The sequence below is a fragment of the Microbacterium saperdae genome (assembly GCF_006716345.1).
GTDB lineage: Bacteria > Actinomycetota > Actinomycetes > Actinomycetales > Microbacteriaceae > Microbacterium > Microbacterium saperdae.
The window spans coordinates 3,019,391-3,036,658 of record NZ_VFOX01000001.1; the positions used below are offsets into that span (position 1 = coordinate 3,019,391).

At 65.8% G+C, this 17,268-nt stretch carries 24 protein-coding genes and 2 tRNA genes; 7 read left to right on the forward strand and 19 right to left on the reverse strand.

The genetic code is table 11. From position 1 onward, the window contains the following. Positions 1–33 precede the first annotated feature (33 nt). The 5 genes from FB560_RS14320 to FB560_RS14340 are packed head-to-tail and all read right to left on the reverse strand — an operon-like array spanning position 34 to position 1,376. Positions 34–387, reverse strand: a complete 354-nt coding sequence (locus FB560_RS14320; RefSeq protein ID WP_141872999.1) for a hypothetical protein — start codon at positions 385–387, stop codon at positions 34–36. Positions 388–403: 16 nt separating this feature from the next. Continuing rightward, a complete protein-coding gene (locus FB560_RS14325; protein WP_141873000.1) occupies positions 404–604 on the reverse strand; it encodes a hypothetical protein in 201 nt (66 codons plus the stop codon). Continuing rightward, positions 601–834, reverse strand: a complete 234-nt coding sequence (locus FB560_RS14330; protein WP_141873001.1) for a hypothetical protein — start codon at positions 832–834, stop codon at positions 601–603. The genes FB560_RS14325 and FB560_RS14330 overlap by 4 nt, the downstream gene beginning before the upstream one ends. A 2-nt stretch (positions 835–836) precedes the next feature. Next, positions 837–1,040 (reverse strand): hypothetical protein, encoded by a 204-nt coding sequence (locus tag FB560_RS14335; RefSeq protein WP_141873002.1) that lies wholly within the window; start codon positions 1,038–1,040, stop codon positions 837–839. Positions 1,041–1,076: 36 nt separating this feature from the next. Continuing rightward, positions 1,077–1,376 carry an HNH endonuclease gene (locus FB560_RS14340; protein WP_141873003.1) on the reverse strand — a complete coding sequence of 100 codons (300 nt, stop codon included), beginning with the start codon at positions 1,374–1,376 and terminating at the stop codon, positions 1,077–1,079. A 31-nt stretch (positions 1,377–1,407) separates the two neighbouring features. Between FB560_RS14340 and FB560_RS14345 the strand changes: the two genes are divergently transcribed. Next, complete coding sequence (locus tag FB560_RS14345; RefSeq protein ID WP_141873004.1) at positions 1,408–1,890, forward strand: hypothetical protein; 483 nt, start codon at positions 1,408–1,410, stop codon at positions 1,888–1,890. A 195-nt stretch (positions 1,891–2,085) separates the two neighbouring features. Here FB560_RS14345 and FB560_RS14350 read toward each other — a convergent pair whose 3' ends face one another. Further along, entirely contained in the window at positions 2,086–2,469 is a 384-nt protein-coding gene (locus FB560_RS14350) for an NINE protein (protein WP_141873005.1), read from the reverse strand. A gap of 4 nt (positions 2,470–2,473) precedes the next feature. Beyond that, positions 2,474–2,818 (reverse strand): hypothetical protein, encoded by a 345-nt coding sequence (locus FB560_RS14355; protein WP_141873006.1) that lies wholly within the window; start codon positions 2,816–2,818, stop codon positions 2,474–2,476. A 922-nt stretch (positions 2,819–3,740) separates the two neighbouring features. Between FB560_RS14355 and FB560_RS14370 the strand changes: the two genes are divergently transcribed. Continuing rightward, positions 3,741–4,352 carry a hypothetical protein gene (locus tag FB560_RS14370; RefSeq protein ID WP_141873009.1) on the forward strand — a complete coding sequence of 204 codons (612 nt, stop codon included), beginning with the start codon at positions 3,741–3,743 and terminating at the stop codon, positions 4,350–4,352. A gap of 4 nt (positions 4,353–4,356) precedes the next feature. Here the strand turns inward: FB560_RS14370 and FB560_RS14375 are convergent, their stop codons facing one another. Next, positions 4,357–4,674, reverse strand: coding sequence for a hypothetical protein (locus tag FB560_RS14375; protein WP_141873010.1), 318 nt, complete (start codon positions 4,672–4,674; stop codon positions 4,357–4,359). A gap of 173 nt (positions 4,675–4,847) precedes the next feature. On the opposite strand from FB560_RS14375, the gene FB560_RS14380 reads away from it, so the two are divergent. Next, entirely contained in the window at positions 4,848–5,351 is a 504-nt protein-coding gene (locus FB560_RS14380; protein WP_141873011.1) for a hypothetical protein, read from the forward strand. Between the two features lie 746 nt (positions 5,352–6,097). On the opposite strand, the gene FB560_RS21205 is transcribed toward FB560_RS14380, so the two are convergent. The 4 genes from FB560_RS21205 to FB560_RS14400 all read right to left on the reverse strand — a co-directional run bounded on the left by FB560_RS21205 (position 6,098) and on the right by FB560_RS14400 (position 8,024). Next, positions 6,098–6,433, reverse strand: a complete 336-nt coding sequence (locus FB560_RS21205; RefSeq protein ID WP_141873012.1) for a helix-turn-helix domain-containing protein — start codon at positions 6,431–6,433, stop codon at positions 6,098–6,100. Beyond that, entirely contained in the window at positions 6,434–6,907 is a 474-nt protein-coding gene (locus FB560_RS14390) for a hypothetical protein (RefSeq protein ID WP_141873013.1), read from the reverse strand. After that, a complete protein-coding gene (locus FB560_RS14395; RefSeq protein WP_141873014.1) occupies positions 6,904–7,803 on the reverse strand; it encodes a hypothetical protein in 900 nt (299 codons plus the stop codon). Before FB560_RS14395 ends, FB560_RS14390 begins: the two co-directional genes overlap by 4 nt. Positions 7,804–7,871: 68 nt before the next feature. Continuing rightward, the gene (locus tag FB560_RS14400; RefSeq protein WP_211349969.1) at positions 7,872–8,024 is read right to left on the reverse strand and encodes a helix-turn-helix transcriptional regulator; all 153 of its coding nucleotides are present in this window, start codon (positions 8,022–8,024) and stop codon (positions 7,872–7,874) included. Between the two features lie 169 nt (positions 8,025–8,193). Here FB560_RS14400 and FB560_RS14405 point away from each other — a divergent pair, with 169 nt between their 5' ends. Then, on the forward strand, positions 8,194–9,060 hold the full coding sequence (locus FB560_RS14405) for an NAD-glutamate dehydrogenase (RefSeq protein ID WP_141873015.1): 867 nt from the start codon (positions 8,194–8,196) through the stop codon (positions 9,058–9,060). Positions 9,061–9,118: 58 nt separating this feature from the next. Continuing rightward, positions 9,119–10,231, forward strand: a complete 1,113-nt coding sequence (locus FB560_RS14410; protein WP_170198143.1) for a site-specific integrase — start codon at positions 9,119–9,121, stop codon at positions 10,229–10,231. 80 nt (positions 10,232–10,311) lie between these two features. Here the strand turns inward: FB560_RS14410 and FB560_RS14415 are convergent. The 7 genes from FB560_RS14415 to FB560_RS14445 form a co-directional block, all read right to left on the reverse strand. Then, positions 10,312–10,385: transfer RNA gene (locus FB560_RS14415), tRNA-Met, on the reverse strand. A 34-nt stretch (positions 10,386–10,419) separates the two neighbouring features. Next, positions 10,420–10,491, reverse strand: a tRNA-Thr gene (locus FB560_RS14420). Positions 10,492–10,558: 67 nt separating this feature from the next. Further along, a complete protein-coding gene (locus FB560_RS14425) occupies positions 10,559–11,587 on the reverse strand; it encodes a M23 family metallopeptidase (protein WP_229673045.1) in 1,029 nt (342 codons plus the stop codon). A gap of 291 nt (positions 11,588–11,878) precedes the next feature. Next, a complete protein-coding gene (locus FB560_RS14430; protein WP_141873018.1) occupies positions 11,879–12,673 on the reverse strand; it encodes an inositol monophosphatase family protein in 795 nt (264 codons plus the stop codon). After that, a complete protein-coding gene (locus FB560_RS20810) occupies positions 12,670–13,665 on the reverse strand; it encodes a hypothetical protein (protein WP_188895055.1) in 996 nt (331 codons plus the stop codon). The genes FB560_RS14430 and FB560_RS20810 overlap by 4 nt, the downstream gene beginning before the upstream one ends. A gap of 83 nt (positions 13,666–13,748) precedes the next feature. Next, positions 13,749–14,546 (reverse strand): enoyl-CoA hydratase/isomerase family protein, encoded by a 798-nt coding sequence (locus FB560_RS14440; RefSeq protein WP_141873019.1) that lies wholly within the window; start codon positions 14,544–14,546, stop codon positions 13,749–13,751. 44 nt (positions 14,547–14,590) lie between these two features. Next, on the reverse strand, positions 14,591–15,085 hold the full coding sequence (locus FB560_RS14445; RefSeq protein WP_141873020.1) for an FBP domain-containing protein: 495 nt from the start codon (positions 15,083–15,085) through the stop codon (positions 14,591–14,593). A gap of 111 nt (positions 15,086–15,196) precedes the next feature. Between FB560_RS14445 and FB560_RS14450 the strand changes: the two genes are divergently transcribed. Together FB560_RS14450 and FB560_RS14455 are read left to right on the forward strand one after the other, a co-directional pair. Continuing rightward, a complete protein-coding gene (locus FB560_RS14450) occupies positions 15,197–15,859 on the forward strand; it encodes a GntR family transcriptional regulator (protein WP_229673044.1) in 663 nt (220 codons plus the stop codon). 100 nt (positions 15,860–15,959) lie between these two features. After that, the gene (locus FB560_RS14455; protein ID WP_170198144.1) at positions 15,960–17,267 is read left to right on the forward strand and encodes an MFS transporter; all 1,308 of its coding nucleotides are present in this window, start codon (positions 15,960–15,962) and stop codon (positions 17,265–17,267) included. The last annotated feature ends 1 nt before the right edge of the window (position 17,268 follow it).

The window sequence follows — 17,268 nt, forward strand, 5'->3', positions numbered from 1 at the left end:
GCGTTCCCCGGGCCCCTGGCGCAGTCGAGGCGCTTACGGGCGGCGTGGGTGGCCGCAGCGCTCGCACGTGATGGGTGCCGGGGCGTGCGTGTGAGCCTGCACGTGCGTGGGGTAGGCGTGGAGGCCGAGGAGGCATGCGAGTGGGCGGCGTGGCTTGGGGTGTGCGTACCCGTACTCGCGTCGCCATGACGGTTCGGGCTTCACCCGGACGGGCAGGCGGTCCCACTGCTTGGCCTCGTGGGGTCCTGCCGGGTAGGCGGGCTCGGGTGGCCAGTTGAGCGTGGTGCGCTTGGAGGGTGCGAGGTAGAGCGGGTGGCCTGCCTGTTCCCACGGGTGTTCAGGGTGGTAGCTGTCGGTGCCATCGGGGTCGAGTTCGCGTCCGCTCATCGTGTGTCCCTCTCCCCTACCGTGCGAGCTGTCCGATGGCTCGGGCGAGGTCGTCTTCGGTGATGCGTGCGCGGACGTCGACCACGCCGCCGTCGGGGCGAATGGTCGCGGGCACCACTGGCACCTGCACGTTCGCGGTGCGGCGTGTGCCGGGTGCGGTGAGCGTGAGGGTCATGGTGACCGTCTCCGGGATGTGCTCGCCCTCGACAGTCCTCATCGTGTGGCCCGTGCTTCGGCTTGGCCGATGCGTTCCGCGACGGCGATGGCGTGCGTTATCCCCCGGATGCCCGGGAGGCTGTGCGCATGGACGCCGAACTTCGGAGACCAGATGATCACGCGGAGGTCGAACACGTCAGGGGTCTTCAGGAGCCCGCGTCGGTCGTGGACCTCGACGACGCGACCATGGAGGGGCGGGCGGGGTGCGTTCGTGCGGGCGATGACGGCCATGGTCAGATCGTCCCCGCGAACACGCGCCCGAACTTGCGGATGAGGCGACGGAGCGCAGGGCGGCGGATGCTGAGCTGCATCCCCGGTTCACCATCGGGAAGCGGGGTCGCGTCGAGTGGGACGTCGATGACGGCGATCTCGGTTGGCTCGGCGTCTCCGAGGGCGGCGAGCATGCGGAGCTTGATCGTGGCGTGTGTGCGGGTCATGGTGGATGCCTTCCGCTGTGGATGCTGGGTGGGTGGTCAGGACCACTGCCTCGACGGGATGCCGAGCGGTGGCCGGGGTGAGCCATTCGAGCGCTCCCGGTTGCAGCCGGCGTGCGAGGGCCGGAAGTTCGACGGATCCTCACGCAGCTCCGGGTGCGTCGACCACGGGTGGAAGTGGTCGAGCTGGAAGCGTTCGTCGTTCTTGTAGTCGTCGTGCGGGGCGGCATAGTCGATGCCCATGCCGCAGAGCCAGCACGGGAGCCGGTCGGCTTCACACCGTGCACGGAACTCTCCGGAGAGCTTGATGTAGCGGCGGGACTTCGTCCGGTTCCCCATTGGACCACCTCGCCGTCGCTATGGTGAACGCATGGATCCAGCTGCCGCCCTTGCGCTGAACGTTGTGCTCGCAGTCACAAGTGTCGTTGGTGCCGGCGTCGCGGTGTGGCAAGCCCTCAGCGCCAGGCACAGTCGAGAGGAAGCTGAAGCCGCGCTGGAATCAGCGGAGCGGGCGGCTGCGGCCAGTGAGCGCCAAGCCGCGGCCGCAGAAAGGTCCGTGCAGCTGCAAGAAGAGGCATCCCAGCCCGACCCGTGGTCCGCGAAGTATGTCGTCGGCGACACCTACGCATGCGTTAGTAACGCGCGGCGCCCGATGATCGTTACTCAGATGAGGGCAGAGCCGCCCGGGTCTTCGATCTATTGGAGCCACGTTGCCGAGGGCCACCGGTACGAGCCCGGTGACCGTCTGCAGTTCATGTACTCAACGAAGGATCCGGACGCTCCGCACAAGATCGTTCTTGAGTGGCGGTACGAGGACGAGGAGCGGATCCGCACCTACACGCTGGCGCTGTGATCCCATGCGGGCCGCCGGGAGGGGGTGCCGGCGGCCCTGCTGGGATGGGATGGCAGTACACGACGAACGCCCCGGACCTGTGTGGTGCGGGGCGTTCCTCAGTTCTGTCTAACCCTGAGATTAGGGGGGTTCAACGGATTCGTGTCAAACACGACACGCCGCGTCCATGGATCGCTCCTGAATCCAAGACGCGCCTCAGTAGCGTTGCGGAGCGTTGGCAGCGCGGACCATCTCCGGAATTCGAACCATGTCGACAATCCACCAGATCGCTGCGGCGATGACCATGGGAATCCCGATAAGGAGCACGGACAGTGCCCATCCGCCCCACCAGAGGACGATGAACCCGATCGCGCTACCTGGGCTGTTCAGATAAAAGCGGTGTGCGGCGAATCCTCCGAGGAGGATCGCGAATAGGTAGGCGGTGCCGCTCTCCTTTGCCGCGACGATGACGACAGGCGCGGCGTGAGTGGGGGCAACTTGTCCCCACTGGCGCCCGTCCCACCATTGCTGCTGCCCATGGGGGTTGGTGTACCAGCCGGGAGGTGGTGTCTGCGGCGGGTTGGAGGGCGTCAGCGTCATGCGCTCATGGTAGCGAGCGTGCGGTGGGCAACGCCGAGGACGAGCATCCGCATTCGCACGGCACCAGTTGGCCTTCCACGCCGAAGTTGAGCTCGCCCATGCATGAACGGTGAAAGCCGAAGGAGCATTCGACGCATCGCTGAACGCCGTCGGCCGCCAGAAGGTGGGCGACCGCGTCTCTGGTCAGGTCCAGAGCCTCGGCGATTCGAGCAGAGTCCCAGCCGTAGCTATCGAAGAGCAGCTGCGCGCAACGCGCTTGGCTCCGCCGGCTTATTCGCGCTTCACGCCGGATAACTCCGGCGATCTCGTAGGCTCCATCGGATCGATCGTTAGGCTGTAAGTCGCTCATCGTTGCCTCCTCAGGCTGGTGGGTGATGGAGCGGCTCCCGTGATTGGCGTCTCGGAGCCGCTCCTTTCTTTGTACCGCGCGCCCCCGTCATTACTGGGCGAGACCAAGGATCCTCACTCAGAGGGGATCCCGCAAACGCGCCTGTGTATAACTCTGTGGAGAGTGTGTGAGCAATCTCGGAGTGTCTGTGCAGAATCGCTGTGGATAACCTTGTACACAGGCTGTTGAAAACGAACTACATCCGCGTAATTCCGGGGCTAAAGCGCGTTGCACAGGTGTGAGCGCAAAACTTTCTTGAATCAACACTCGAAGGTAGAGCTCGCCGAACGGGTCATGTGTGGAAGGTGGGGAAAGTCAAGAAGGGTTTTCCCCGTAGTCGAGCATGTCCATGACGATGTCGATGTGCTCCGGTTTGACCTCAGGATTCACGCAATTGGGTCACGCTCCTCGGCATTCGATCAGCCGAAGTCGCCGAAGTCGCCGAAGTCGCCGAAGTCGCCGAAGTCGCCGAAGTCGCCGAAGTCGCCGAAGTGCCAGGATGCCGGCACACGCCTTCATCTAGGTCCCTCGTCACCGCTCGCATCTTCACGCTCAGCGATCCGTCGGCGAAGAACATGTCGCCAGACAGGGTCCGCCGCCAGCCGCTGCCGCCACCACGCCTGCAGCACCTGCTTCTCCACGACTCGGTATCGCTGGCCGTCACGGACCTCCCACAACATCGGCATGCCGTTCCTCCGCCATCTCTTGATGGTGACTACCGACTTCCCTAGGAACTTCGCAGACTCCCTATAGCTCAAGTACTCAGCCATGGCCTCCCTCCGCTACTGATCGCGTCGCTCGAAGGCGGTCGTGCTGCCGCAATGGTCTTTGCGGCGGTGGCTTGCGCGCGTTCATCTGACTGCTCGCCGATAGAGTGCCGTGTGTGAAGCCGACGCCGAGTCCGACTGCCGATGCGATCGTCGCCGTGGCGTCCGCAGCTGACTGGTGGATCGTTTGGCTCACCGGCATCGGAGTCGTAGCAACTCTCGTCATCGCGGGCTTTACCTTCCGCGCAAACAAAAGAGCGGACAGGGCGCAGCTCGACGCAACCGAAGCACAGACAGCCGCTGCCAACGCCCAGACGCTGGCGAGTGATGCGGCTCGGCTTATGACCACCAGGCACGTCGAGACGATCGAAGTACTGGTAGAACGGGTGAACTCAGCGGCGGCAGCCGCGGCGGCAACCACAACCCGAGTCGAGGGTCCACCCGCCTTGCCCCCGGTGCGCTGGAAGGTGGAGAGGGACGGACCGAACCGGTGGGTGCTCCGTAACGTCGGAACCGAGACCGCTCGTTCAGCGATTCTGCGCCCGGTCGCAGAAAGCGATGCCCAGGACCTATACATTCCCGTCGCTGAACCAATGGACGTCGCACCGAATATGACTCTTCCCTTCTCGATCTCGAGGACGTTCGCCAGCCCTGCAGCGACGGTCATAGATGTGGGATGGCTCGACGGGACCAGATACGGCCGATCGATGACTTTCGTCGTTAGCTGAGCGGTCACAGCAGGCCCGCCTCGCGGAGCTTCGCCTCGGCGACCAACACGCGCTCGAACGTCGCGGCGTCACCCCCGGTGTCCGGGTGTGTGTCGCGTTGCGCACGGCGGAGCGCGCGAGCCGGGGCTCCTGAGAAGTCGTGGCGAACCCAGCCGGCGCCGCGGTCTCCTCGGCCGCGGTACTGCTCACCGTGCTTCGTCGTGCCGTCCCCGTCGACCAAGCGCAGCGCATCGAGCGACTTCGCGATGCCGCGGGCGTTGTCCTGCCAACGGGCGAACGTGTCGACGGCGTAGGAGCCGCTGGGTGCGTCGAGGGAAGCCATGCCCGCACTCTATCGGGGGTCATCCTCGACGTAGAGCAGCTGTGCTCGCTGGCCGCTGAGGTCGAAGTAGAGATGCTCGGGGATGGTTCAGGCACGGCGCGACCGATGGGGACCGCTTCGGCGACCCTGAGGAGCTTGCGCGTCTCGTCGCTCGCGGCGCTCGCTGACGCGACATGAACTTTGACTGGCTGTGGCCGCTGCTCGTCGGCTCCGCTCTGACCTTCGGCGCGACGACCCTCGAAGGACTTCGCAGTCGCAAGCACCAGGACCGCCGCGATGCTCGCGAGCAGCTGGCGCAGGCTCTCGATCTCGCAACTAAGGTCGGGGCTGAGATTAGTACGGCACAGTCCAAGCTCCGATTCACCTATGAAGCCGTGGACCCTGGCTCGGCCTCGTTCACGGAGTTGGCTGCGATCGAGGCGAAGCTGCCCGACGCGAGGGTTCGTGAGGCCGTGCGCTGCGTCGGGTACGTGCTGAACGTGGCGCAGGCCGCGCAACGACTCGACGCTTGGGATGAATACGCAGGTCATGTCCAACGGGGCGCTATCGGTCGGCTGCGGAGCATCCTCGGCTCGGCTGTCCGTGGTGAACGGGCATTTCCCGCCGCGGATCTCGACTGGCTGAATGCCCGATGTCGCGAGGCCGAGGTTGCGTTCCGTAAGGCATACAACAGTTGACCTCATGCCGCTGCTCGCGTCTCGCGACGGCGATGGTTGCAGGGCGCCCGCCAGGCCACGATCGAGGGGACTGGCCCGTCCGCTCGTTATGCAGACAGCACCCTCAGGCGGTGTTGATCCCACCTGAGGGTGCCACGCGCTCACCGAAGCGTTCAGAGCTTCCGCCTTAGCTCAGGGTGCCGATGCTCGAGACGTCTGATCTCCGTGTTGTGTCCCGCGACGGGGTTCGTCCACTGCTCTCGACCGAGTGCGCGAAGCTCGCTCTCATTGAGAGCACTCCAGTTCGACCACAGTTGGGATGCGACGTCCACTCCGATATCGAGCCAGCCGTCGCTCTGGTTGTCATCGGACGCCACGTTCTCCCCCTTCCGCCAAGACGCGGTAATGACGCCCGTGATCTCCACCTCTGCTACGTGCGCCGGCAGATGGTGCCGAGCACCCTGCCATCACTCCCTCATCAGCCAGCGACGCCGGGAGGCGGCGCAACCGTGAGCACGCTGACACCGGAGATGCAGGCGCTTGCCATGAGCGCCCTCGCCGGGCAGGCATCGAGCAGCAAGCTGCCCGATGACGCCATGATGTGTCATCGGCTTGACGATTGTCACGGCCAGCGAGCGAAGAGAATCGGTAAGCGCCCGGGAGAGCGCGCAAGGCCACGGCAGAGCGCGCTCCGTGAGTAGTTATACCTTCTGCGTGCACCTGGTGCACTAGCACTACAGCACCAGGTGCACTAGTGATCACCTTCGCTAGTGCACGGGATGCACTAGCGAACGGTCGATCAATGCGGGTGTAGGAACCATTAACCACCGCACGGCCTTCCGATCGTTCAAGGGCGGGTCGTCGGGTCCCCTTCCGTCTGCTCGTCTTGTGAAGCCTCGCCGATGCAGCACCTTCACCGCTTCCTTCGTCTTTCGCTCCGACAAGCCGGTCTCCCGAGCGATCGTCGGATGCGATGGCCACGACTCCAGATCGCCGTTCGCGTGGTCCCACAAGCACAGCAGCACTACCCGCTCGGAAGCCGATACCCCGAACCTGCTGACGACCTCCCGTGTGACCCACGTGGGCGTCACACGTCGAGCCATTCATCGCACCTCCTGCGGAGCCTCGAGCAGCGCCGCCATGAGCTTCCCAGCCGCGATGAGACCAGACGTGATCGCTCGTGCTTTCTCGAGGTCGAGCCGGTCGTCAATCATGTGAATTCCCAGCGACTCGATACGAAAGTCGAGGATGACGAACCCAGAGGGGCTGGTCGGGTCCTTCCACTCGAGGTCGATCTCAACCGCCTGACATACGAAGATGTCGTTGAGGACGGGGCCTCGCAGATCGATGAAGAAGTCGTCTTTGTCCGCCGACGCATGGAAGCTATGCAGCCACGACGGGCGCAGCTCGATCGGCAGGTCGGGCCGCCAAGGATCGTCCCCGATGACGCTGCATGCTAGCGATCCGCCGTTCGCTTCGATCGCGCGATCCATGGTCTCGAAGTAGGCGACGAGGTAGCGCTCAAGGTGCCCCTTGACTTGATTCTGCGTCAGGTCGACACCGACGATGCCGATCATGCTGAAGCCGCCTCGACCACAGAGATCGCCTCAGGGAGAGCAAACGCGAGCTCCCGCATTCCGTCCAGCGTCATGTCCTCGCGCTTGTCGCGATCGATGTGGATGGACGGCGCGTCTGATCCGTCAGCCCACGTGAGCGTCCCGCCGTTGTAGGTCGCGCATTTCGTCAGATGCACCGGTCCGAAGTCGCGCTCGAACCAGATCTCGACGTCGGCTTCGGGATTGCGCTCGTCGATGGCCTCGACGATAACGCGCTCCGCCCATCCCGGCTTGTGCGCCGCGATCGTGGGGTGCGCGTCCAGCCATGCGGTCTTCGCCTCCTGCTTGCGGCGCAGCGTCTCGGCGAACGTGACCAGTTCGACCATCGGGGCACCGTCTACCTCCACCTCGCGATGGGGGAAGAACTGGCCGAGACTGATGACCAACAGATCCCCGATACGGATAGCCGCGTTCGCCGTGACACGCCACGTCGCCACAAGGCCGGGAGGTGCTGCGCTTAGCGCGTCATCCCACTCCGCGCCGAGGACGTCGACCTTCCGACCCTCAAGATCGAGTGGAAGTACACGGTGCACCCATGTGTCCTGATCCCACCCGACCGGGTCGCTTCCCATCCACGCGAGCGGCTTGACCACGACCGCAGGAATCTCCTGGTAGAGCTCGTCGCCGGGCTCGAAATGGAAATACTTGTCATGCGGCAACGCATCGATCACCGCCAGCGCCTGAATGACAGCGGTAGAGGAAAACTGCGGGACGACCGTATCCTGGTTCTTGTTCATCATGTGCTCCTGCGATGGGGTGGGTGTGTTCTCGGCCTCGACAGCGGTTGCCGCCGCTTCGGGGCCTTCTTCTTCGGGAACGGCGCCCTGCGATCGCAACAGCGCTCTCAGCGCGTCCACAGCTGCCGGCGATTGCTCAAGGTCCACAGTTCCGATGCGGCCCGACTGCAACCGCCATATCTCAACACTCACAATGCGGTCGCTCCCGCCTCGGCGATCCAGGTGAGCACATCCTCCCGGCGGTAGCGCACAACACCCCCGAGCTTCGTCACCTTGGGCCCTTGACCCTCCGCCGCCCAACGCGCAAGCGTCGGAACAGACGTCTGCGTGTATGCAGCCACCTGCGGTCTCGTCGCGAGCTCGGGAAGCCAACCCACGCTCGCCTCAGCTACTTTTCTCACTTCAAACCATCCATTTCTAAGCGACTATCACTTAGAAAGGAACGCTAGCAGCGAATCTCGATCGCAAGCAACTTTTTTCGCTTAGCCGCATCCGCTATCGTAAGATTTCATGAGCGATGACCCGAAGACCAGCCCCGACCCGTTGCCAGGCGACAGCTGGGAGACGCGACTGACAAAGCAAGTTGCGAGAACTGTTAATCACTACCGCCGCGCCTCAGGACTGACTACGAAGGCGTTCGCTCAGCTATGCAACATCGAGTTTCGGGGCAACGGGGACGCGGGGCCGCAAGAGATCAGGCCGACCACCTTGAACAACCTCTTCGCAGGCAAACGCAAGTCGATCGGACTGGGCGAGATCATGTTGTTCGCCCGCGTCTTGGGAGTCGCGCCGGTTGCTCTGATGACGCCTGTTGGCGTCGAGACGGACAGTGAAGCATGGCCGTCCGGTTTGCGCCCATCAGAGGCTGTCTTCGATGCGATTGTCGGTATTGAAAGTTGGGGCAGTTTGTTCGAGGAGGTCGCCGCGTCCGTTGCCCTCACGGACGGCGGCCAAGAGGCGCTCGATCGCCACTCAGCAGCGTTCGAGCAATCACGCGTAGCTACGATCGACCGATCGCGGCGAATCACGGAGTTGCTCTTGCGACACGGGCGATGCAAACAGGATCTGCTGCAGCGAGCTGTGCTGTTTACCGCTCCCCCGGCTTCGCTGAGCGACATCGATATCAACGCGCTTACTGCCGCTGTCCGCTCACTTGCCTCCGACCTTCGCTCAACCCGAGAAAAGCTGCGCGCTGAGGGCGTCGAGCTGTCGGCCCTAAGCTCGATGCTCTCCTGGATCGACGTCGTCGCAGTCTCAGACCTCACGGATGAGGATATTCGTGTTCTCGTGACGCGAGGAGCTGGCGAGGCTGGCGACCGATTCCTGTTCTTCAACGAAGGCATGAATAATGGCACGCCCACGAACTCCGCTCAGTAGTTACGGCCGAATCACGATCGATCCCGTTGCGTACAGTGAGCGCGATGGCCGCCGACGCATGATCGTCGTCGAGGTGGACGCGGCTCGGAAGCGACAGCATCGTCTCTGGCGTGCCCGCACCCGCTACCGGTTCGACGACGGGAAGCTGCGCCAAGTCGAGAGGATCGCCGAGAGCGAATCGAAAGCCGAGACCGCACTCAAGATCGCGCTGACGACGATTCAGGCTTCTACGGCTACAGATGTAAAGCGGGAGACGCGACTCGGCGACCTAGGGGAGCGATTCCTCGCAGCGAAGTCTGGCCGAGCGCCAAGGACCATCGAGACCTACGAGCGCGCAGTGCGCAAGGTCATCATCCCGCGTATCGGCGACCTAGCCGTCTCGGAGGCGACGGCGGACCGCCTGCAACGGTTCGTCGATGCAATCGCATCCGAGGTGGGCATCGGTACCGCGAAGACCGCACGCGCCGTCCTGTCCGGGATGATGGGGCTAGCTGCTCGGGCTGACGCCGTGCGCCACAACCCCGTGCGCGAGCTCGCACCAATCGAACAGAAGGCAGTGGGCGCTACGCCTATCCCACTCGGCGATCTCGCCGGCATCCTCGAGAAGCTGCGCGGCGACCAACGCGCCCATGACCTCGATCTTGTCGACCTGGTCGAGTTCGTCGCCGGAACGGGCGTGCGGATCAGCGAGGCGTGCGGGCTCGCGTGGGAAGACGTGGACCTCGGCGCCGGGACCGCGACAATCCGGGCGAACGCAGTGCGCGCTACCGGCCACGGCGTGATCAGGCAGCTCCACACGAAGACTGACGCCGGCGCGCGTAGGATCCGCCTCCCCGGCGGCGTGCTCGGCGTCCTCGGCGACCGCCGCGTGCGAGGCGGCCCCAATCCTCACGGGCTCGTATTTCCGACGATCCTCGGCAACCTGCGGGATCCACGGAACACGGCGCGAGACTGGGCGCAGGCCCGGACGCGCCTCGGCATCGGCAACTACAGCTTCCACAGCTTCCGCAAGACGGTCGCTACGGCGCTCGATCAGGCTGGCCTCACGGCTCGCGACATCGCTGAGTTTCTCGGGCATGCCGATCCCTCGCTCACGATGGGCACCTACATGTCGAAGACAGTCGGAGGATCCCGGGCAGCGGACGCTCTCGACGCCGTTCTCGGCATCTGAATCTGCGGAGTATGTGCGGAGTAGGCTGACCCAGAATGCAGAAAGCCCCGGATAAATCCGGGGCTGACCAGGTGTTTCTGTAGCAGGAGCGGGGCTTGAACCCGCGACCTCACGATTATGAGTCGTGCGCTCTAACCAGCTGAGCTACCCTGCCGCGAGGCATCCGTCCGCGTGAGAAGAATGCTGCGAGCCCCGAGTCAGGATTGAACTGACGACCCCTTCCTTACCATGGAAGTGCTCTGCCACTGAGCTATCGGGGCGTGCTGCCCCTCGCGGGGCAACCGTACGAGAATACCATCACAGTGGCATGCTCATGAAATCGAGCCGTCAGTACGAGTACCGACCTGCGTTTTCGCGCAGCCACGGCAGCGGATCGATGGTCGTTCCGTTGACGATGAGCTCGAAGTGCATGTGGGCGCCGTAGGAGCGTCCGGTGTTGCCGGTCTTGCCGACCACGGTGCCGACCGTGACGGTGTCGCCGGCCTTGACCTGCAGCGAGCCGTACTGCATGTGCGAGTAGTGGCTCGTGATGACCGATCCGTCGATCACATGATCGATGTACACGGTCACGCCGTAGGCGCCGCCCTGCTCGGTCGCGATGCGCACCGTGCCGTCGGCGATCGCCTGGACAGGCGCACCGTTGCCCGGCACGAAGTCGATGCCTTCGTGGAGGCGGCCGCTGCGCATGCCGTAGCCGTAGCTCATGCCCACGCCGACCATGAAGGGCCACTGGATCGCGGCGTCAGGGTCGTTCGTGAAGATCTCGCTGGAGTAGTTGATGCCCTGCTCGGCGGCGACATCGATCAGAGAGACCGTGCTGAAGTCGTCGTCACGCGCGAGCGACTCGCTCTGCACGTCGGAGGAGGCGATGAATGCCTGGATCTCGTCGCCGGACGCGTCACCCTTCGCCGCGGCGGAGCCAGCGACGAGAGAGGTGGAAGCGACCGTGGTGCCCTGCGCCGCGGCGACAGCCTCGGCAGGGAGCGTCATCGACACGGCAAGGAGCCCGGCGAGGCTCATGACACCGACCGTGGCACCGAGGGCAAGGAACTTGCGGGCGTTGCGCGGACGACGCGGGGCGATGTGTGCGTCGGAAACGGTGACGCCCTCCGCACCCTCTTCGTCGGAGGCGCTCGGCGCGGATGCCGACTGCACGGCGACCGGTCCGGTCGCGGCACGGAAAGCACGGGATGCCAGCTCGAACGCGTCGGCATGGGCGTCGGTCTCTGCCGATGCGGCGGGCGCGGCCACGAAGGGGATCGCGGGGGCTGCGACGTTCTCGGCGAGCAGCTCGGCCGGAGTCGGGATGTCGACGACCTCATCAGCGACGTCTGCCGCCGGCGTGTCAGCGGTCATGCGCGCGCGAACGGCGCGTCGTGACAGAGGAGTCTCGGTGGCGCGGGCCACGGCGGAGTCAATGGAGACAGAGTCCGTCGTACCCGCCGCGGGGGCCTCGAAGGCCGCTGTGCGGAGTCGGCTGGAGCGACGCGTGGGCGCGGCATCAGCCTGGGGATTCTCGAAGGGCAAAGCGATTCTCTCGGGTCGTGCGGGAAGCTCGGGGGCGCTTACTCAGCTCTCATCATTCGGGGATGAAAGTAACGATCGCATAAACCCTACCCTGCTCAGGCTGGGAAAGCCATGTGCCGTTCACTGTTCATTCTCCATGATCGCCGTCAGCCGCTGATGGACTTCGGCCCCACCGGCGATCAGCATCGGGCGCGCGGATTCCACATCCGTGCGCGTGACCACTCCGCCCGCCTCCGTCACGAGCAGCGCGCCCGCAGCGAAGTCCCAGGGCTTGAGGCCACGTTCGAAGTATCCGTCCAGCCGGCCGGCGGCGACATAGGCGAGGTCGAGCGCGGCGGATCCCATCCGACGCAGATCCCGAGCCATCGGCATCACGCGGCGCACCAGGGCGAGGTCTCCGTCGTGCGTCGAGGGGTCGTATCCGAATCCGGTGGCGAGCAGTGCGCCAGCCGGCGTCTCCGAGGTCACCTGGAGCCGACGGCCGTCGAGCCAGGCGCCCTCGCCCTGCACCGCGGTGAAGAGTTCGTCGAATACCGGTGCGGACACCGCACCCGCCAACGCCTCCCATGCGTCCGGGAGCGGGGTTCCCCGCACGGCGGCGATGCTCACGTTGTAGGCGGGGATGCCGTAGGCATAGTTCACGGTGCCGTCGATCGGGTCGACGACCCACGTGATCCCGCTCGCGCCCACCTCGGCGTCAGATTCCTCGCCGAGGAAGCCGTCATCTGGGCGCACCGTTCGCAGGCGCTCCCGGATCAGGTTCTCGACCTCTCGATCCGCATCGGTGACGATATCGGCGAGCGTCGACTTGGTGGCCGCAAGGTGCACCCCTTCCGTCCGGCGCTGCCGGGCGAGCGCTCCTGCTTCCCTCGCGATCTCTGCGGCAAGCTCTCCGAGCTCGAGTGCGAGACTCACAGCGGGGGAAGCGGCGGCGCGGGCGGTGCCGGCGGAAACGCCGTCTGCGGGGCCTGCGGGGCGGGAGGCGACTCCGGCGCCGGGGGCACCGGCGGTGCCGGAACTCCGACGTGTCCGCCGTCGAACGTCGGCGCGACCGGTTCCGGCACGACAGGGAATCCGGCGGCAGGTGCACTGGCGATCGCCTGCTGCGCCTGCGGGATCACCGTGGGGTAGCCCGTGTAGTACGCGTTCCAGTCGGGCGACGCGTCGGGCAGTGCCGGCAGCGGCGTGATGCCATCCGCGTAGGTCGGCCACGACGGTGCCGCCGCGGCGCGTGCGGCGACGCTCGGCTTCTTCGGCGCGAAGAGCGCGTTGAGCAGCGGGACCAGCGTCGTGCCGACCGCGGCGAGGATCGTCAGAGCGACCACGATCCGCCAGTACAGCTCGCTGTAGTCGAAGGTCTGCGGGAAGGTCAGGAAGAACACGAGCAGGGCGACCAGCGCCCCGAGGAACACCACGGTCACGATGAAGATGACCCGCGTGAACGTCGTGACGTGGCGCTGGGCGGCCGGCGTGAAGAGTCGCACGTGCAGAAGCGCGAGCTGCAGGATCCCGACGACCAGGAGCAGCTGGAAGAAGCGCTCCGCGCCGCCGAAGTAATCGCCGTCCTCCGGGAGCCAGATCTTCACCGCGCCGACGAGCAGCGCGACGATCCACGTCACCATGCTCGTCAGTGCGAGCCAGTCCGGCCGGTTCGGCGCGAGACCGGCCTCCAGGATCGCGATGCCGGCGAACCCTGCCAGCAGCAGGATCGTCAGGAAGGCCCGGCCGATCAGACCGTCCTGGTCTCCGATCAGCACCCACACGACGCACACGAGGGCGGCGGCGATCAAGGCGCCGATGGCGATCCAGATGGCACCCCTGATGAGCAGGGATGTGTTCGTCTTTCCGGTGTTCGCGATCTCCGGCTTCGACATGGCGATCCTCTCGTAGAGCGGCGGTGCCTTCATCCTGCCACGCTGCCGGACGGATACCGGGGAGATCATCCCCGCGGTGGACTTCTGTCGACGCGGAGCGATCTGTGCAGGAGGAGTCAGCCGGCCTTCTTGGCCGAGGCCGCGGCGAACGCCGTGATGCGGGCCTGTGCGTCGGGGGTCTGCATCGCAGCGCCGATCGAGCGCGCCTCCTCGCTGAGTTGCTCCGCGAAGGTGCGTTCCGGCTGCGAGCGCACGAGACGCTTGGCCTGTCCGTAGGCATCCGCCGCCCCGGCGAGCCAGAATCGGGCGACCTCCTCCCCCCTGGCTCGGACGAGAGCCGCTTCGGACGCTGTGTCCTCCCCTGCCACCGTTTCCGCGACCAGACCCCAGTCCTGCGCCTCCTGCGCACTGAGCAGGCGATCCTGCAGCACCAGCTGCAGCGCACGCCGCTGCCCGATCGCGCGCGTGAGCTGCGCCGACACCGACAGGTCGGGCGTGAGGCCGATGTTCGCGTACAGACTGCCGAGGCGCGAACGTGCGCCGACCACGGCGTAGTCGCTGGAGAGCAGGATGCCGAGCCCCCCACCCGCGGTCGTGCCGTGCGCGGCCGCGACGACGGGCACGGACGACTCCGTGAGCGAGCGGATCCCGGCGTTGATGACCTCGGCGAGCGCGGTGATCTCCGCTCCGGAGCCCATCGTGGTCGCCATGTCGATCACGTCGCCGCCGGCGCAGAAAGCCGGGCCGGAGGCATCGATCAGGATGGCCTTGACGTCTCTGCGTGAGGTCGCCTCCGCGGTCGCGTCTCGCCAGGCATGAGCCAGGTCGGCGTTGAACGCATTGAGTCGCGCGGGGCGGTTCAGCGTGAGCCGAGCCAGCCCTTCGTCGACCGACAGCAGAATGGCATCGCTCATGGCATCTCCTTCGAGCACGGACGTTGCCTCCAGCGTAACCGCGATCAGTCCTGCGACTCCCAGACCCGGGAGACGAACGCCTCCATGCGCCGCCGGGTGCCGTCCAGACGGAAGTCGATCTGACCGGCCGCCCTCACCTCGTTGGGAGCGAGCGGATGCGCCAACCGCACGCTCTCGTGGCAGGACAGATCGGCGCAGACATAGGTGCCGACCGAATCGCCGCGCCGGCCGGCATCCCCTGCCCGCCGCGCGGAGAACAGGACGACCTGATTGCCCGGCTGCATGGTGTGGCAGATGTTGCACATGCCCGACCGTGCACGCCCTGGGCCCGACGCGTGCAGGACGACGCCCGCGATGCCGCCCTCGTGCTGGATGAGCACGTAGCCTCGTGCACCCGCCCCCGGATCGCGCCAGGCGAAGAAGTCGAGGTAGTCCCAGTCGACGAGGAGGAAGTCGTGCGGCATCTCCATCACACGCAGCTCATCAGGGTCCGCATTGACGAACGAAGCCCGCACTTCGGTCTCGGTGAGCGCTCGCATCCGACCAGTCTATGAACCCCAGCCACCACACGCGCCCGCCCCGCTTGCGGGCGCATCGGCCGGTTACCGGTAAGAATGGGTCCAGGCCCTTCGCGGCCGGAGGAGGCAATGGTGGCAGAGAGCGGATCCCGCACGCCCGTCGCAGACCAGATGTACGAAGTTCTGCTCAGCCAGTTCATGGACGGCATCCGTGGCGCCGGGGAGCCCCTGAACATCGGTGCCCTCTCCCGCGAGCTCAACGTCAGCCCCACTCCGCTGCGTGAGGCTCTGGCCCGCCTGGAGCACACCGGGCTCGTGCACCGCGAAGCTCTGCGCGGCTACCGCGTGGCACCGATGATGAGCCTCACCGAGGTGCGCCAGCTGCGCGACGCGCGTCTGCTGCTCGAGCCGCACCTCGCCGCCGAGGCCACTGCCCGTGCGACCGACGCGTTCGTGGATTCGCTGGAGGAGACCGTGCGCGACTTCGAGTCCACGATCGACCATGCCGACCGCGAGACCGAGGGCTTCCGCATCTACTGGCGCTCGGACGATCGATTCCACCGCCTGATCGCGGCGCACGCGGGCAACCCCTTCCTCGAGAACGCGTACACGACCCTCGCCGGTCAGATCCAGCGGTTCCGCCTGTTCTCGAAGCTCGGACGCACGGGCGCCAAGTGGGCTGCTCCGGAGCACCGGGCCATCCTCGATGCGATCCGCTCTCGGGATGCGGATCTGGCGACCGAGCGGATGCGCGAACACATCGAGGCGTCGGCGGGGCGTCTGCTCGACCCCTGATCCCCCGCTCGATCCCGATGCGGGATCTTGCGATCAGGTGATCCGCCCCGCTACAGTCGCAATACTATTGTCGATAGTATTTCTTCCTGAAGGGTCAACGATGACTGAACAACTCGCCTCAGCCACGCGCACAGCCGTGGGGGGCCGCCGATACATCATCGGCATCGGCCTCATGCTCCTGGTGACGCTCGGCTACATGGACCGCATCAACTGGTCCATCGCCGGAAGCCACATCATCGAGGAGTTCGGCCTCACGACCGGGCAGTATGGAATCCTCACCTCGGTCTTCAGCTGGGCGTATCTCGCACTGATGATCCCGGTGGGGCTCATGGCCGACCGCTGGGGAGCCCGTCTCCTGCTGCCGATCAGCATCATCGTCTGGTCGATCGGTGCCGGCATGACCGGAGCCGCCACCGGACTCACGGCCCTCGTCATCGCCCGTCTGCTCCTCGGTGCCGGCGAAGCACCCATGTACCCGGTCGGCAACTCCGTGATCTCCGAGTGGGCTCCGCGCCAGGAGCGCGCCCGCTTCACCGGTCTGCTCAACGCCGGGGCACTCTTCGGACCGGCGATCGGCGCCGTGGTCGCCGCGTACCTCATCGCCTCGCTGAGCTGGCACGCCTCCTTCTTCATCCTCGGCGGCGTCGGCATCGTGTTCGGCCTCATCTGGCTGCTCGTCTACAACACCCCGGAGAAGACGAAGTGGCTCAAGCCCGCCGAGCGCGAGTTCATCCTGCGCGAGCGGGTCGACCCGCAGGTCGCCGCGCAGGGCTACTCCAGCAAGCCCCTCACCCTCCCCGTCCTGCTGCGCACCCGCACGATGTGGAGCCTGCTGATCGCGCACGGCTGCGCGGCGTACACGAACTACCTCTTCCTCTCCTTCATGCCGCTCTACCTCGAGAAGGAGCGCGGCCTGGAAGGACTCGGCTCCGGCTGGGTCACCGGCATCACCTACGCCGTGGCGGCCGTCGGCAGCATCATCCTGGCGTACATCGCAGACCGCCTCGTCCCGGCGGACAAGCTGCACTCCGGTGGCCGCCGCAAGCTCGTGACCACGGCGATGGTGGCCGCACTCCCCCTGCTGGTGCTGCCGTTCGTCGACAACGTGGTGGCGATCGTCATCCTGATCGCCTGGGTGCTCATCATGATCACCTCGGCGATGACCCTGAACTTCGCCCTCGCCGGTGACCTGATCCAGGGCAACCCCTCGAAGGGCCGCGTGTTCGCCCTGGTCCAGGTCGGCGGCAACACGTTCGGGCTTCTCGCGCCGATCGTGACCGGCTTCCTGGTCGACGGAACGGGCTCCTACACGATCCCGTTCATCCTCGCCGGCCTGCTGCTGGCCGTCGGCGCGACGCTGACCGCGAAGTTCTCGCGTGGATCCCTGGCCTCGAAGGCGCAGGATTGAG

What these genes read in the sequence shown, in the direction of transcription:
- FB560_RS14425 (WP_229673045.1), bottom strand. Translation starts at nt 11,587, where the DNA reads ATGACCGCTGACACGCCGGCGGCAGACGTCGCTGATGAGGTCGTCGAC.
- FB560_RS20810 (WP_188895055.1), bottom strand. Translation starts at nt 13,665, where the DNA reads ATGAAGGCACCGCCGCTCTACGAGAGGATCGCCATGTCGAAGCCGGAG.
- FB560_RS14340 (WP_141873003.1), bottom strand. Translation starts at nt 1,376, where the DNA reads ATGGGGAACCGGACGAAGTCCCGCCGCTACATCAAGCTCTCCGGAGAG.
- FB560_RS21205 (WP_141873012.1), bottom strand. Translation starts at nt 6,433, where the DNA reads ATGGCTCGACGTGTGACGCCCACGTGGGTCACACGGGAGGTCGTCAGC.
- FB560_RS14320 (WP_141872999.1), bottom strand. Translation starts at nt 387, where the DNA reads ATGAGCGGACGCGAACTCGACCCCGATGGCACCGACAGCTACCACCCT.
- FB560_RS14380 (WP_141873011.1), top strand. Translation starts at nt 4,848, where the DNA reads ATGAACTTTGACTGGCTGTGGCCGCTGCTCGTCGGCTCCGCTCTGACC.
- FB560_RS14355 (WP_141873006.1), bottom strand. Translation starts at nt 2,818, where the DNA reads ATGAGCGACTTACAGCCTAACGATCGATCCGATGGAGCCTACGAGATC.
- FB560_RS14405 (WP_141873015.1), top strand. Translation starts at nt 8,194, where the DNA reads ATGAGCGATGACCCGAAGACCAGCCCCGACCCGTTGCCAGGCGACAGC.
- FB560_RS14445 (WP_141873020.1), bottom strand. Translation starts at nt 15,085, where the DNA reads ATGCGAGCGCTCACCGAGACCGAAGTGCGGGCTTCGTTCGTCAATGCG.
- FB560_RS14330 (WP_141873001.1), bottom strand. Translation starts at nt 834, where the DNA reads ATGGCCGTCATCGCCCGCACGAACGCACCCCGCCCGCCCCTCCATGGT.
- FB560_RS14410 (WP_170198143.1), top strand. Translation starts at nt 9,119, where the DNA reads ATGATCGTCGTCGAGGTGGACGCGGCTCGGAAGCGACAGCATCGTCTC.
- FB560_RS14390 (WP_141873013.1), bottom strand. Translation starts at nt 6,907, where the DNA reads ATGATCGGCATCGTCGGTGTCGACCTGACGCAGAATCAAGTCAAGGGG.
- FB560_RS14440 (WP_141873019.1), bottom strand. Translation starts at nt 14,546, where the DNA reads ATGAGCGATGCCATTCTGCTGTCGGTCGACGAAGGGCTGGCTCGGCTC.
- FB560_RS14335 (WP_141873002.1), bottom strand. Translation starts at nt 1,040, where the DNA reads ATGACCCGCACACACGCCACGATCAAGCTCCGCATGCTCGCCGCCCTC.
- FB560_RS14345 (WP_141873004.1), top strand. Translation starts at nt 1,408, where the DNA reads ATGGATCCAGCTGCCGCCCTTGCGCTGAACGTTGTGCTCGCAGTCACA.
- FB560_RS14325 (WP_141873000.1), bottom strand. Translation starts at nt 604, where the DNA reads ATGAGGACTGTCGAGGGCGAGCACATCCCGGAGACGGTCACCATGACC.
- FB560_RS14455 (WP_170198144.1), top strand. Translation starts at nt 15,960, where the DNA reads ATGACTGAACAACTCGCCTCAGCCACGCGCACAGCCGTGGGGGGCCGC.
- FB560_RS14375 (WP_141873010.1), bottom strand. Translation starts at nt 4,674, where the DNA reads ATGGCTTCCCTCGACGCACCCAGCGGCTCCTACGCCGTCGACACGTTC.
- FB560_RS14350 (WP_141873005.1), bottom strand. Translation starts at nt 2,469, where the DNA reads ATGACGCTGACGCCCTCCAACCCGCCGCAGACACCACCTCCCGGCTGG.